1 protein-coding gene is annotated in these 211 nt (G+C 55.5%); it reads right to left on the reverse strand.

The window, feature by feature from the left end; all coding sequences use genetic code 11:
- A partial coding sequence (locus tag RRF55_RS29285; protein WP_439419496.1) for a fimbrial biogenesis chaperone occupies nucleotides 1–211 on the reverse strand: 211 nt, incomplete at both ends.

Here is a 211-nt window from a genome sequence, read left to right on the forward strand (position 1 = left end):
GCGGACACAGGCCATTCCCGGGTTTCCCCTGGACCGATCATGCCCGGCTGCTCAATTTTATGCCCGCCAACGGTCAGACGATAAAAAGAGACGTAGTATGGCGTCGGGTTAGCGGCCTTAAGCCCTTTTCCCGTTCGCGAAAACGTTATTTTCTGCCAGGCCGTGGCGGCGTCCCCTTTCAGGTTGTCCGGGCGGTAGAAGATTTTAAATT

It is taken from the genome of Klebsiella sp. K47 (genome assembly GCF_051858335.1).
Taxonomy (GTDB): Bacteria; Pseudomonadota; Gammaproteobacteria; order Enterobacterales; family Enterobacteriaceae; genus Klebsiella; species Klebsiella pneumoniae.